The 14,278-nt window shown below is 37.5% G+C and carries 12 protein-coding genes; 7 read left to right on the top strand and 5 right to left on the bottom strand.

The window, feature by feature from the left end:
• Positions 1-56: 56 nt before the first annotated feature.
• The 5 genes from mnmE to rpmH form a co-directional block, all read right to left on the bottom strand.
• Positions 57-1,442, bottom strand: a complete 1,386-nt coding sequence (gene mnmE / locus RGF10_RS00950; protein ID WP_318506466.1) for a tRNA uridine-5-carboxymethylaminomethyl(34) synthesis GTPase MnmE — start codon at positions 1,440-1,442, stop codon at positions 57-59.
• Positions 1,443-1,791: 349 nt separating this feature from the next.
• The gene (jag, locus tag RGF10_RS00945; RefSeq protein ID WP_318506464.1) at positions 1,792-2,409 is read right to left on the bottom strand and encodes an RNA-binding cell elongation regulator Jag/EloR; all 618 of its coding nucleotides are present in this window, start codon (positions 2,407-2,409) and stop codon (positions 1,792-1,794) included.
• On the bottom strand, positions 2,406-3,188 hold the full coding sequence (gene spoIIIJ, locus RGF10_RS00940; protein ID WP_318506461.1) for a YidC family membrane integrase SpoIIIJ: 783 nt from the start codon (positions 3,186-3,188) through the stop codon (positions 2,406-2,408). Before spoIIIJ ends, jag begins: the two co-directional genes overlap by 4 nt.
• Before the next feature lie 139 nt (positions 3,189-3,327).
• Positions 3,328-3,684 (bottom strand): ribonuclease P protein component, encoded by a 357-nt coding sequence (rnpA, locus tag RGF10_RS00935; RefSeq protein WP_318506458.1) that lies wholly within the window; start codon positions 3,682-3,684, stop codon positions 3,328-3,330.
• Positions 3,685-3,855: 171 nt separating this feature from the next.
• Positions 3,856-3,990, bottom strand: a complete 135-nt coding sequence (gene rpmH, locus RGF10_RS00930; protein ID WP_318506456.1) for a 50S ribosomal protein L34 — start codon at positions 3,988-3,990, stop codon at positions 3,856-3,858.
• Positions 3,991-4,805: 815 nt separating this feature from the next.
• On the opposite strand from rpmH, the gene dnaA reads away from it, so the two are divergent.
• The 7 genes from dnaA (at position 4,806) to gyrA (ending at position 14,246) form a co-directional block, all read left to right on the top strand.
• Entirely contained in the window at positions 4,806-6,152 is a 1,347-nt protein-coding gene (gene dnaA, locus RGF10_RS00925) for a chromosomal replication initiator protein DnaA (RefSeq protein ID WP_318506455.1), read from the top strand.
• Positions 6,153-6,372: 220 nt separating this feature from the next.
• Positions 6,373-7,509 carry a DNA polymerase III subunit beta gene (gene dnaN / locus RGF10_RS00920; protein WP_318506454.1) on the top strand — a complete coding sequence of 379 codons (1,137 nt, stop codon included), beginning with the start codon at positions 6,373-6,375 and terminating at the stop codon, positions 7,507-7,509.
• Positions 7,510-7,687: 178 nt separating this feature from the next.
• On the top strand, positions 7,688-7,897 hold the full coding sequence (gene yaaA, locus RGF10_RS00915; protein WP_318506451.1) for a S4 domain-containing protein YaaA: 210 nt from the start codon (positions 7,688-7,690) through the stop codon (positions 7,895-7,897).
• An 18-nt stretch (positions 7,898-7,915) separates the two neighbouring features.
• Positions 7,916-9,034: a DNA replication/repair protein RecF gene (gene recF, locus RGF10_RS00910; protein ID WP_318506449.1), complete on the top strand. Its 1,119-nt coding sequence runs from the start codon at positions 7,916-7,918 to the stop codon at positions 9,032-9,034.
• Between the two features lie 9 nt (positions 9,035-9,043).
• Positions 9,044-9,289 (top strand): extracellular matrix regulator RemB, encoded by a 246-nt coding sequence (gene remB / locus RGF10_RS00905; RefSeq protein WP_318506448.1) that lies wholly within the window; start codon positions 9,044-9,046, stop codon positions 9,287-9,289.
• A 72-nt stretch (positions 9,290-9,361) separates the two neighbouring features.
• Positions 9,362-11,284 carry a DNA topoisomerase (ATP-hydrolyzing) subunit B gene (gene gyrB, locus RGF10_RS00900; protein WP_318509283.1) on the top strand — a complete coding sequence of 641 codons (1,923 nt, stop codon included), beginning with the start codon at positions 9,362-9,364 and terminating at the stop codon, positions 11,282-11,284.
• 355 nt (positions 11,285-11,639) lie between these two features.
• Positions 11,640-14,246, top strand: coding sequence for a DNA gyrase subunit A (gene gyrA, locus RGF10_RS00895; protein WP_318506446.1), 2,607 nt, complete (start codon positions 11,640-11,642; stop codon positions 14,244-14,246).
• The last annotated feature ends 32 nt before the right edge of the window (positions 14,247-14,278 follow it).

The following is a 14,278-nucleotide window of genomic DNA, read 5'->3' as shown; positions in this document are numbered from 1 at the left end:
AAAATTTCTACTATTTGTCCAGTCCATACGCCGCTGAACGGTCGCTTCCGCTTTTCTTATTTCCCTAAACAAAATTGGGAGAATAGCTGGTCGATTAGGCTTTCGTGGACACTTTCGCCTATGATTTCACCTAGCAATTCCCATGTTCTAGTTAAGTCAATTTGTATGATATCTATTGGTACATCCATTCCAACACCACTGATTGCTTCACCAATCGAACCAGCAGCTTGATTTAGAAGAGCAATATGGCGTGTATTAGACACATATGTTAAATCACCAGCTTCAAGCGAGCCAGAGAAAAATAATGAAGAGATTGCTTCCTCAAGCTCATCAACTCCACGATCTTCGAGGAGAGAAGTCGTAACAATCTTATGATTCTTTGCGACCTCTGTCACCTTGTCCATCCCAATTTTCTGCGGTAAATCTGTTTTATTGACAATGACAATAACATCCATGCCTTCTACGGCATTAAACAAATTTAAATCTTCTTCTGATAATTCATCGGAATAATTTAGCACAAGTAAAATTAAATCAGCTTCCTTTAGTACCTGGCGGGACCGTTCAACACCGATTCTTTCAACAATATCCTCGGTTTCACGAATTCCTGCTGTATCTAAAAGCCGCAATGGAACTCCACGAACATTGACATATTCTTCAATGACATCCCTTGTCGTTCCAGGTATATCCGTTACAATTGCTTTATTTTCCTGAACTAAGCTATTTAAAAGCGAGGACTTCCCGACATTCGGCCGACCAATAATGACAGTCGAAAGTCCTTCACGTAAAATCTTCCCTTGCTGAGATGTTTTTAACAGCATATCGATTTGGTCTCGGACATAGGTAGCCTTTTCAATTAGCATTTTATGGGTCATTTCCTCGACATCATCATATTCCGGATAATCGATATTAACCTCAATATGTGCCAATGTCTCTAATATTTCTTGTCGAAGCTTTTGGATTAGTTTAGATAGTCGCCCTTCCATCTGTCCAAGTGCAACATTCATTGCTCGATCCGTCTTCGCACGGATTAAATCCATTACCGCTTCTGCCTGCGACAAATCGATTCTACCATTTAAAAATGCCCGCTTCGTAAATTCACCTGGTTCGGCGAGTCGTGCTCCATTATTTAAAACTAATTGCAATACGCGATTGACTGATACAATACCACCGTGACAATTAATTTCAACTACATCCTCTTTTGTAAACGTCCGTGGTCCCTTCATTACAGATACCATTACTTCCTCTGCAATCTGGTCCGTTTTCGGATCAATTAAATGTCCATAGTGAATTGTATGGCTTGCAACCGTCGAAATCCTTTTCCCGTTTACGCCACGAAAAAGCTTATCGACAATTACAAATGATTCATCACCACTCAACCTGACGATTGCAATTGCTCCCTCTCCCATCGGAGTTGAAATGGCTGCAATTGTATCAAAATCCATCAAGCTCACCTCCATCATGATCAGCCTTTTGCTCTATATTTCTATCTCCATTATTTCCGTTATTTTAGGTTTATTTCCCTAATTTATTAGAATACCACAACAGTCTTATAGAAAAAAGCATTATTGGTCACTTATCCACATCAAGTATTGATACGCTTTATTTTAACTTATCCACATGTGAATAACAATAAAACTCGATTTTTCATTGTTCTTTTCGTCCCAAAAACTTATCCACAACCTAGCTTAAACTTTTTAAATTTTTCGAACAACAAAAAATCCACTCCAGTGTGCTGGAGTGGATTGCAATTGTATTTTTCTGTTTGAGGCTGGCGAACCGCCTTACGCTTTTCTATTTTGGTGCTATTACAATATGTCGGTACGGTTCGGTACCGTCAGAATACGTTTTTATTTTTCTATTTTCAACTAAAGCTGTATGGATTACTTTACGCTCATAAGAAGGCATCGGTTCAAGCGCTACATTTTTACCTGTTTTTACGGCTTTTTGTGCCAATCGTTCTGCTAGCTGAATTAACGTTTCAATTCTTCTTTTGCGATAATCTTCAGCATCCAGCATTACAGTTAAATATTGATCAGAATAGCGATTCAACACTAATTGTGTAAGATATTGTAGGGAATTTAGAGTTTGTCCTCTTTTTCCTATTAATAAGGCGATTTTTTCACCTGTTAAAATAAAATGTACCTGCTTCCCTTCACGACGGGACTCGATTTCAACAGAAACACCCATTTCTTTACTTACACCAATGATAAATTTCTTTGCTTCTTCAATTGGATCAATTTTAACCGTTACCTTCACGACAGCAGGCCGTGATCCAAAAATACCGAAAATACCTTTTTTACCTTCGTCAATAACTGAAATCTCTGTACGATCTTTTGTGGTGTTTAATTGAGCTAAAGCACTCTCTACTGCTTCCGCGACTGTTTGGCCTGTAGCAGTTACCTGTTTCACTTTTTTGCTCCTCCCGATTTACCAGTATCCGCTGCCTTTTTAAGCTCAGGACCTTTAATAAAATAAGTTTGCGCAATCATGAAAATGTTTCCGACTACCCAGTATAAAGAAAGAGCTGCCGGGAAGCTAATCGCAAATACGACAATCATAATCGGCATCATCCAAAGCATCATTGCCATTTGCGGATTTTGATTTGCAGCACCACCTGCCATCATCATCTTTTGTTGAATAAATGTCGTGATCCCTGCAACGATTGGTAAAATATAATATGGATCTGGAGCACCTAAATCAAACCACAAGAAATTATGCTCAGCAATTTCACGTGTTCTGGAAATTGCATGGTAGAAACCAATTAAGATTGGCATTTGAATCAATAACGGGAAGCAGCCTGCTAAAGGATTAACCCCATGCTTTGAGAATAATGCCATCGTTTCTTGTTGAAGCTTTTGCTGTGTTTGTTGATCCTTGGAGCTATATTTTTCTTTTAATGCCGCCATTTCTGGCTGTAATGCTTGCATTGCTTTAGAACTTTTTGTTTGTTTAATCATTAGCGGAAGAATAGCTAGACGAATAATAAGGGTAACAATGATAATCGAAAACCCAAAGCTACCTCCCAAAAATTCTGCTGCCTTCACAATTAATAATGATAACGGGTAAACAATGTATTCGTTCCAAAATCCTTGACTCTCAGCTGTTATTGGCTGTTTATAGTCTGAACAACCAGTTAATAGTGTCACTAATAGAACTAGACCAACAACAAGAAATATTCGTTTCTTCAAACGTTTATCCTCCTGACCTCAAAATAGTATTCATAATAATAAAGGAGAAGGGTTTGTTCCCCTCTTTTATTTTTTTGTTAAACACACCATTCTTATTTTATCATCTTTTTCTTAAAATCGCTTTCACTATTTACTTCTCTTATTTACTTTCACTATTTTTTCGCAATACTTTTGAAACCTTTAATACATGTGTTAGGCTGCTTTTTATCTCATGGAAATCCATTTCAGCAGCTGGCTTACGAGCAATTATGACATAATCTTGTCCATCCTTCACTTGATCCTGTAATTCAAAAATTGCTTGGCGAATACAGCGTTTGATCCGATTTCGCATCACGCTATTCCCAATTTTTTTGCTGACAGAAAGACCAATTCGGAACTTTTCTTGCTCAGGTTTTCCAAGTACATAAATAATAAACTGCCGATTAGCAAAGGATTTCCCTTTTTTAAAAGCAATTTGAAACTCTTTATTCTTTTTTATACGGAATTCTTTTTTCAAATCAATTCACCCTCAAACCTGGAAGGATCTATGTATAAGGAAGTGCGAAAGGTAGACTCAGACAATTGCAGATAGCGCCGGAGCAATATACGGTGAAAACCTGGGGACTGGCACCATCAGATTCACTAGAAGACAAAATATGAGAAAAAAGACCACTGACGTTTCAGTGGCCTAAGCAGATAATACTTTTCTTCCTTTACGGCGGCGACGTGCTAGCACGTTACGTCCGTTAGCAGAGCTCATACGGCTACGGAAACCGTGAACTTTACTGTGTTTACGTTTGCTTGGTTGGTAAGTTCTTTTCATATATAACACCTCCCTGAGGATTTACTGCTAAAGACAGTCTTTCTAATTATAAAGACCAAACATGAAAATTGTCAACTGTTTGTCAGACTTAATCTATTGTCGATCCTTTCATTTTTGAAAACTGCCGACTTTAGTATTTCCAAAATAACAATTATTATCTTTCTCTAAAATCCTATTGTAACTCCTTTTTGTTAAAAATAAAATAGCCATCTTTTTCCCATAATAAAAATTACACCCATATTTTATGTTTTGGAAACCACTTTAGCCAAACTTAATGTAACCCAACACTATAAGCAGTCCATTATTCAAAATATAATCCATCGGATTGATTTTTCTGCTTGTGGATAGTTTTCGACAGCTTTCTTTTCTATCCACAGCACATATTGACAGCTTTTTCACAGTTCAAGAAGCTGTGGACAAATTTTATTAACAAGAGGTGACGCTTGTGGATAATGTATGAAAAAGCATTGCACCTCAACAAATTATTTGATATTATATTTGTGTTTTCACTCTGAATAAATAGATGTGAATAAATCACTTATCCACAGAATGTGGATAAGCTGTGGACAGGTTATTCAGGAGTTAGGGAAAAGGTTGTCCACAAGTCGTGGATATTGTCGAAACACCTCTTTCTTTCCTTATTATATATTTTTCCACATAAACCTATTTGTATATTTATAATTTAATAGTTTATTCGAATGTATAGGGTTGAATATTTATTAATATTCGATTTTTCCTGTGCATTTGTCGTGCTAAAAAATGACGAAAACGAATGGCTCGCTTAAAAAATTTTTGTGAAAAGGAGGGATATTTAATTGGAAAATATTGCGGATCTGTGGAATAAAGCACTATCAACGATAGAAACTAAAATTAGCAAACCTAGCTTTGAAACCTGGTTAAAATCAACAAAAGCACACAGCCTGCAAGGTGATACATTAACGATTACCGCACCAAATGAATTTGCTCGTGATTGGCTGGAGGAACGTTACTCCCAACTAATTGCAGGAATTCTTTATGAAATAACCGGTGAAGAGCTTAGTGTTCGCTTCATCATTCCGCAAAATCAAAGGGAGGAAGAAATTAACCTTCCAACACCTTCAATAAAAGCAAAAAAGGAAGAGGATGTAACGGAGCTTCCACAAAGCTTATTAAATCCTAAGTACTTATTTGATACATTTGTTATTGGATCTGGAAACCGCTTTGCCCATGCAGCTTCCTTAGCAGTAGCTGAAGCACCAGCCAAGGCCTATAATCCCCTTTTTATTTATGGAGGGGTTGGTTTAGGAAAAACACATTTAATGCATGCAATTGGTCATTATGTATTAGATCATAACCCTCAGGCAAAGGTTGTTTATTTATCATCTGAAAAGTTTACAAATGAATTTATTAATTCGATTCGTGACAATAAGGCTGTTGAATTTCGCAATAAATATCGCAATGTAGATGTTCTGCTAATTGATGATATTCAATTTTTAGCTGGGAAAGAATCAACTCAAGAGGAATTTTTCCATACATTTAATACACTTCATGAAGAAAGCAAACAAATCATCATCTCTAGTGATCGTCCACCAAGAGAGATTCCTACTCTGGAGGACCGTTTACGGTCACGGTTTGAATGGGGCTTAATCACAGATATTACTCCGCCAGATTTAGAAACGAGAATTGCCATTTTACGAAAGAAAGCAAAGGCAGAGGGATTAGACATTCCAAATGAAGTCATGCTTTATATTGCAAATCAAATTGATTCCAATATTCGAGAATTAGAAGGTGCTCTAATTCGAGTTGTCGCTTATTCATCATTAATAAATAAAGATATTAACGCTGATTTGGCTGCTGAGGCTTTAAAAGATATTATTCCAACCTCTAAACCGAAAGTTATTACAATCCAGGAAATACAAAGGGTTGTTGGCGAACAATACAATATTAAGCTAGAGGACTTTAAAGCAAAAAAACGGACAAAGTCTGTTGCTTTTCCGCGTCAAATTGCAATGTATTTATCACGTGAGCTTACAGACTTTTCTTTGCCGAAAATAGGTGAGGAATTTGGTGGTAGAGACCATACAACGGTTATTCATGCACACGAAAAAATTTCAAAGCTCGTGCAAACGGACCCTCAGCTTCAAAAACAGCTAAAGGAAATAAATGAAATGCTAAAATTTTAATAGTAGGTTATTACTAATAGAGAACCGTTAACCTTGGAAATTGTGAATAACTAGCATTCACTTACACACAGTCTATCCACATGTGGATAGACTGTCTTTCCTTACGTTGAAATGGGTTATCCACATGTTAACAGCCCCTACTAGTACTTCTACTATTTTTAAATCTTATAATTATATGTTTTTAACCAAAAAAATATTCCTAAACGGAGGATTAATTTAAATGAGATTTATAATCCAACGAGATCGATTAGTTCAAAGTGTTCAGGATGTCATGAAGGCTGTTACATCCAGAACAACGATTCCTATTTTGACAGGTATTAAAATCGTAGCGACAAATGAAGGAGTAACATTAACTGGAAGTGATTCTGATATTTCGATTGAATCATTTATTCCAAAAGAAGAAGCTGGAGATGAAATTGTTGAGATAAAACAAACAGGTGCTATTGTTTTACAAGCTAAATTCTTCAGTGAAATCGTAAAAAAGTTACCAACAGATACGGTAGAAATACATGTAGAAAATCACCTACAAACCGTTATTCGCTCAGGTAAATCAGAATTCAACTTAAATGGATTAGATGCAGAGGAATACCCTCATCTACCACAAATTGCTGAAGAAAATGTCTTTCGTATTCCGACTGATCTGTTAAAAATGATGATTCGCCAAACCGTTTTTGCAGTGTCCACCTCAGAAACACGCCCGATCTTGACAGGTGTCAACTGGGCAATTGAAAACAATGAATTAGCCTGTATTGCAACAGATAGCCACAGATTAGCACTTAGAAAAGCAAGAATTGAATCCGAGAATAATGAAACGTATAACGTTGTCATTCCTGGAAAAAGTCTTAATGAATTAAGCAAAATTCTTGATGATACCAATGAACCCATTGATATTGTTATCACAGAGAATCAGGTTTTATTTAAAGCAAAGCATCTATTATTTTTCTCAAGATTGTTGGAAGGGAACTACCCAGACACATCTCGTTTAATTCCGGCTGAAAGTAAAACAACAGTATCTGTTATTACAAAGGAATTTTTACAGGCAATCGATCGTGCATCCTTATTAGCGCGTGAAGGGAAAAACAATGTTGTAAAATTTGCGATAATGGATGGAGGAGTAATTGAAATTTCCTCCAATACACTGGAAATCGGTAATGTTGTAGAGCAAGTTCAATCACAGGAAATAGAGGGAGAAGAATTGAAAATCTCCTTTAGTGCAAAATATATGATGGATGCTTTAAAGGCTCTGGAAGGGACAGAAATCAAAATTAGCTTTACTGGTGCAATGCGCCCATTTGTGATTCGTCCAACCGGTGATGATTCCATCCTTCAACTAATCTTACCTGTAAGAACCTATTAAAGTTTTCAAAGAGTTCGGCTTCTAGCTTTTAGTCGAACTCTTTTCTGTTGAAAAGGGATATAATCCCATAATTTTTTATCATTTGTAACACGAGTTGTTTTTTAGTAAAATTAAAGAATTGGGTCAAAAAAACAATATTTTTAAGATCACTTACTTTCCAAACGAAAAGAGTGAGATAATGAAAGATATCAAAATTGATAAAGATTATATTACATTAGGTCAGTTCTTAAAATTAGCTGAAGTGATTCAATCGGGTGGCATGGCTAAATGGTTTCTTGCGGAATATGCTGTTTTCATTAATGGAGAACAGGATCAACGAAGAGGTAGAAAGCTATATCCCTGGGATAAAATCGAAATTCCTGATTTTGGATCGTATATTGTGATGTAATAAACAAAGGTGGCTTCTATGTATATCGAGCAATTGCTACTAAAAAATTATCGTAATTATACGGATCTTGAAGCTCAATTTGAAAATAAAGTAAATGTTATCCTAGGCGAAAATGCCCAGGGAAAAACCAATGTCATGGAGTCCATCTATGTGCTGGCTTTAGCAAAATCACATCGCACATCAAATGATAAAGAACTTATATCATGGGACAAAGAATATGCTAAAATAGAAGGTAGGATCAAAAAACAGCACGGATCTTTGCCACTCCAATTAATTATTTCAAAAAAGGGAAAAAAGGCAAAATGCAATCATATTGAGCAGCAAAAGCTAAGCCAATATATTGGAAATATGAATGTTGTCATGTTTGCGCCAGAGGACCTTAACCTTGTTAAAGGAAGCCCTCAAGTAAGACGGCGGTTTATTGATATGGAGATTGGCCAGGTTTCACCAGTGTATTTACATGATATGGGGCAGTTTCAAAAAGTATTACAGCAGAGGAATCACTATTTAAAGCTTTTGCAATCAAAGAAACAGTCAGATTTAACCATGCTAGATATTTTGACTGAACAGTTCATGGTACTTGCTGCAAAAATTGTTCATAAACGGTTCGAGTTTATTCAATTGCTGGAAAAATGGGCTATCCCGATTCATCAAGGTATTTCTAGAGGCTTAGAAACATTAAAAATGGATTATAAACCTTCAGTTGATGTATCAGAAGACTTTAGTTTGTCGAAAATGTTAGAAGTATACGAACAAAAATATGCAAAAGTTAAACAAAAAGAAATTGAGCGGGGTATTACTTTGTTCGGTCCCCATCGAGATGATCTACTGTTTATTGTTAACGAACGGGATGTTCAAACATTCGGTTCACAAGGACAACAAAGAACAACAGCCCTCTCCGTTAAACTCGCTGAGATCGAATTAATTCGCTCTGAGATAGGCGAGTACCCTATTTTATTATTAGACGATGTTTTGAGTGAGCTTGATGATTATCGTCAATCCCATCTGCTTAATACGATTCAAGGGAAGGTTCAAACGTTTGTTACTACCACAAGTGTCGATGGAATTGACCATCAAACACTGAAAGAGGCTGCAACCTACCGTGTAGAAACTGGTATAATGAACCGACTTCAATGAGGTGTTAAAATGTATCTTCATGTTGGCGAAGATGTATCAATTAGAACAAAAGATATTATTGCAATCATTGATAAAGAAAGTATGAACTCTTCACCATTTATGGATATATTCATTCAAAACCAACAAGAGCAAGTATTTAACCTAGCGAAAGGACCATATAAATCGGTTGTTATTACGCTAGATAAAATATATTTTTCCCCTTTTTCTTCCTGGAACATTAAAAAACGCTCACAAGGACTTTTCAACCAAGAATAAAAGCAAGTATCGCTTTTTGATAATTGATAAAGACGAGTGTGTATGCAGAAAGAGTAGGTGATCGAAATGGCAATGGAGCAAAAGGCGATGCAAGAAGAAACCTATGATGCAAGCCAGATACAGGTTTTAGAAGGCTTAGAAGCGGTAAGAAAACGCCCAGGTATGTACATTGGCTCCACAAGTGCAAAAGGTTTACATCATCTTGTATGGGAGATAGTTGATAATAGTATAGATGAGGCACTTGCGGGACATTGCTCAGAAATTAATGTCGTTATTGAAGCAGATAACAGTATCACTGTTATAGATAACGGACGTGGGATTCCTGTTGGTATTCAAGAGAAAATGGGCCGACCAGCCGTAGAGGTTATTCTAACGGTCCTTCATGCCGGTGGTAAATTTGGCGGTGGAGGATATAAAGTATCGGGTGGACTACATGGTGTTGGTGCATCTGTCGTAAATGCCTTATCAACCAATCTTGAAGTATATGTTCATCGTGATGGTCAAATTCACTATCAAAAATATGAACGTGGTGTTCCTCTAGCTGACTTACAAGTAATCGGTGATACGGATCGAACCGGTACAACGATTCACTTTGTTCCAGATGGAGAGATTTTCACTGAAACACTTGAATATGACTTTGATACACTAGCTAATCGTTTACGTGAGTTAGCTTTCTTAAATCGTAACATCATGATTACGATTGAAGATAAACGAGTAGAAAATAAGAAAAACGAATACCTTTATGAAGGCGGAATTAAATCGTATGTAGAGCATCTAAACCGCTCGAAGGAAGTCATTCATGAAGAACCAATCTTTATTGAAGGCGAGAAGGACGGAATTACTGTTGAAGTATCGCTCCAATATAACGAGAGTTACACAAGTAATATTTATTCATTTGCGAATAATATTCACACATATGAAGGTGGAACTCATGAATTTGGCTTCAAAACCGCTTTAACACGAGTAATAAATGATTATGCTCGTAAAAATAATTTAATAAAAGAAAATGACACCAATCTATCTGGTGAGGATGTGCGTGAAGGGATTACCGCCATTATCTCAATTAAACATCCTGATCCACAATTTGAGGGTCAAACGAAAACGAAACTAGGAAATTCGGAAGTTCGGACAATTACCGATATGGTATTCTCTGACCATTTTGAAAAGTTTATGTTGGAAAATCCTGGTGTGGCTAGGAAAATTGTTGATAAAGGTTTAATGGCTGCACGAGCAAGACTAGCAGCGAAAAAGGCCCGTGAGCTAACGCGCCGAAAAAGTGCCCTAGAGGTTTCAAGTTTACCCGGGAAATTAGCGGATTGTTCATCGAAGGACCCTTCAATCAGCGAGCTTTATATCGTTGAGGGTGATTCAGCTGGTGGTTCTGCTAAACAAGGTCGTGATCGTCATTTCCAAGCGATTCTGCCTTTACGCGGTAAAATCCTCAATGTTGAAAAGGCCCGTCTGGATAAAATCCTTTCAAACAATGAGGTTCGTGCAATGATTACGGCCATAGGTACTGGTATCGGTGAGGATTTCGATATTTCCAAAGCTCGTTATCATAAAGTCGTCATTATGACAGATGCAGACGTTGATGGAGCTCATATTCGAACGCTATTATTAACGTTCTTTTACCGTTACATGAGGCAAATATTAGAGGCTGGTTATGTTTATATTGCTCAACCACCACTCTATAAGGTTCAACAAGGGAAACGGATTGAATATGCCTATAACGATAAAGAGTTGGAACGTATTTTTGCTGAATTACCTAATGCGCCTAAGCCAAATATTCAGCGCTATAAAGGTTTAGGAGAGATGAATCCAGGTCAGTTATGGGAAACGACGATGGACCCATCACAAAGAACGATGCTGCAGGTAAGCTTAGAGGATGCCATCGAAGCAGATGAAACCTTTGAGATGTTAATGGGCGATAAAGTAGAACCGCGACGTGTCTTCATCGAAACGAATGCACAATACGTTAAGAATTTAGATATATAACGAAAAGCGGAAGCGCCTTGCCCAGGGGCGACAGGCATAAGGCGAGCCAGACGGAAGGTCGCTTTTTGACCTTCTGGTTGGATTGACTTATGACCCCGAGCCCTGAGGCGCTGGAGCTAGACAATAACGAAAAGCGGAAGCGGCTCATACAGCCCCGACAAGCATAAGACGAATCACGCAAGAGACGTGAGTCTCTGTATTGATTTGGCTTATGACCTCGAAGGGCTAGCCGCTGGTGCTGGAAAATAAGAAAGGACTAAGGGTAGAGGTTTGACCACTATCCTCCTTTTTCATTTACGAAGATCAGAGGACGATCAAATTGGGGTCGCTTGGCCTTAAATAGGAGGTACCAAACATGGCTGAAACACCAAATTCTCAAATAAAAGAGATTAATATTAGTCAGGAAATGAAAACATCCTTCCTTGACTATGCAATGAGTGTTATTGTATCTCGTGCCCTTCCAGATGTACGTGATGGTTTAAAGCCGGTCCATCGCCGTATTCTTTATGCTATGCATGATCTTGGAATTCATGCGGACAAACCTTATAAAAAATCTGCACGTATCGTTGGCGATGTAATCGGTAAATACCATCCACACGGAGATTCTGCCGTTTACGAAACTATGGTTCGGATGGCACAGGATTTTAACTATCGCTATATGCTAGTTGATGGACACGGTAACTTTGGTTCTGTTGATGGTGATTCGGCTGCGGCAATGCGTTACACCGAATCAAGAATGTCGAAAATATCGATGGAGCTTTTAAGAGATATTAACAAAGATACTATCGATTATCAAGATAACTATGATGGTGAGGAAAAGGAACCAGTCGTTTTGCCAGCACGATTCCCTAACCTGTTAGTCAACGGAACAACTGGAATCGCCGTTGGAATGGCAACAAATATTCCGCCACATCAGCTTGGCGAAGTAATTGATGGCGTTTTAGCTGTCAGTCATGATCCTGAAATTACAACTCAAGAATTAATGGAAATTATCCCAGGTCCTGATTTTCCAACAGGTGGACAAATTCTAGGTCGAAGTGGAATCCGCAAAGCATATGAAACAGGCAGAGGCTCGATTACAGTTCGCTCTAAAGTTGAAATTGAGCAAAAATCAAACGGCAAAGAAGTCATTATCGTTAATGAATTACCTTATCAAGTAAACAAAGCACGGCTAATAGAAAAAATTGCGGAATTGGCGCGCGAAAAAAGAATCGAAGGTATTACGGACCTCCGTGATGAATCAGACCGAAATGGAATGAGGATTGTTATTGAGGTACGCAAGGATGCCAATGCTAACGTCCTCCTAAATAACCTTTATAAGCATACTGCGATGCAAACGAGCTTTGGGATTAACACTCTTGCTTTGGTTGATGGACAACCAAAAGTATTAAGCTTAAAGCAATGTTTAGTTTATTATTTAGACCACCAAAAAGTCGTTATTCGTCGTCGAACTGAATTCGAACTTCGAAAAGCTGAAGCACGAGCTCATATTGTAGAAGGTTTAAAAATAGCATTGGACAATATTGATGCTGTTATTAGTTTAATTCGTAGTTCGAGAACAACTGACATTGCCCGTGAAGGATTAATGACACAATTTAACCTTTCCGAAAAGCAAGCTCAAGCAATTCTTGATATGCGCCTGCAGCGTTTAACTGGCTTAGAACGTGAAAAAATTGAGGAAGAGTTACAAAACCTACTTAATTTAATTGCCGAATTAAAAGCGATCCTTGCAGATGAGGAAAAAATCCTCCAAATTATTCGCGAAGAATTAACAGAGATTAAAGAACGCTTTAACGATAAACGTCGTACTGAGATCATCACAAGCGGAATTGAAATGATTGAGGATGAAGATCTTATTCCAAGAGAGAGTATCGTGATAACGTTAACTCATAACGGGTATATCAAACGTCTTCCTGTCTCTACTTACCGTTCACAAAAACGAGGTGGTCGGGGAATTCAAGGAATGAATACGAATGAGGATGATTTTGTTGAGCATCTAATTACAACCTCAACGCATGATACGATCCTCTTCTTTACCAATAAAGGAAAAGTATATCGTTCAAAAGGTTATGAAATTCCGGAATATAGCAGAACAGCTAAAGGGTTGCCAATCATCAATCTGTTAGAAATCGATAAAGGTGAATGGATAAACGCAATTATTCCTGTAGAAGAGTTTGTTGATGATTGGTTCCTATTCTTTACAACTAAGGAAGGGGTTTCCAAACGCTCTCCATTAACATCTTTCGCCCATATCCGTAATAACGGTTTAATTGCAGTTAACCTTCGTGAGGAAGATGAACTAATTTCCGTTCGTCTAACAGATGGTTCCAAGGAAATTATCATTGGTACTAAAAAAGGAATGCTAATAAGATTCCCAGAGACTGATGTCAGATCAATGGGTAGAACCGCTACAGGAGTTAAAGGAATTACCTTGGATTCTGATGATGAAGTTATAGGAATGGAAGTACTAGAAGAAAATACTGAAATTCTAATTGTTACGAAAAATGGTTACGGAAAACGTACCCCTGCTTCTGAGTACCGTATTCAAGGTAGAGGTGGTAAAGGAATTAAAACATGCAATATTACCGATAAAAACGGAGCTCTTGTATCGATGAAGGTTGTTACTGGTGAGGAAGACATTATGCTTATTACGACCGGTGGTGTGTTAATAAGAATGGATGTCGATGATATATCTTCAATGGGTAGAAATACTCAAGGTGTAAGATTGATTCGTTTAGGTGAAGAAGATCAAGATCAAGTAGCAACTGTAGCAAAGGTTGAAAAAGAAGAAGATAAACCAGAGGATGAATTGGATTCTGAAGCAATAGAAGAAACAGTAACAGAACAGGAAATTCCAGATACTAGTTTAACTCGATTATTGGAAGCAGCTGAAGATGATACAAAAACCGATTCTTCTGATGAAATTGATTCAAACACTGAAATAGATGATGATCAAGAATAGTAAGAAAATAAAAAAGATGGCTCGATATAATG

Origin of the sequence: Bacillus sp. T3 (assembly GCF_033449965.1) — a bacterium.
In the GTDB taxonomy this organism is placed as follows: Bacteria; Bacillota; Bacilli; order Bacillales; family Cytobacillaceae; genus Bacillus_BU.
This window is presented reverse-complemented; position numbering and strand designations above follow the sequence as displayed.

Coding starts and splice junctions, on each gene's coding strand:
- mnmE (WP_318506466.1), bottom strand. CDS start 1,442: ATGGATTTTGATACAATTGCAGCCATTTCAACTCCGATGGGAGAGGGA.
- rpmH (WP_318506456.1), bottom strand. CDS start 3,990: ATGAAAAGAACTTACCAACCAAGCAAACGTAAACACAGTAAAGTTCAC.
- dnaN (WP_318506454.1), top strand. CDS start 6,373: ATGAGATTTATAATCCAACGAGATCGATTAGTTCAAAGTGTTCAGGAT.
- yaaA (WP_318506451.1), top strand. CDS start 7,688: ATGAAAGATATCAAAATTGATAAAGATTATATTACATTAGGTCAGTTC.
- recF (WP_318506449.1), top strand. CDS start 7,916: ATGTATATCGAGCAATTGCTACTAAAAAATTATCGTAATTATACGGAT.
- remB (WP_318506448.1), top strand. CDS start 9,044: ATGTATCTTCATGTTGGCGAAGATGTATCAATTAGAACAAAAGATATT.
- gyrB (WP_318509283.1), top strand. CDS start 9,362: ATGGAGCAAAAGGCGATGCAAGAAGAAACCTATGATGCAAGCCAGATA.
- gyrA (WP_318506446.1), top strand. CDS start 11,640: ATGGCTGAAACACCAAATTCTCAAATAAAAGAGATTAATATTAGTCAG.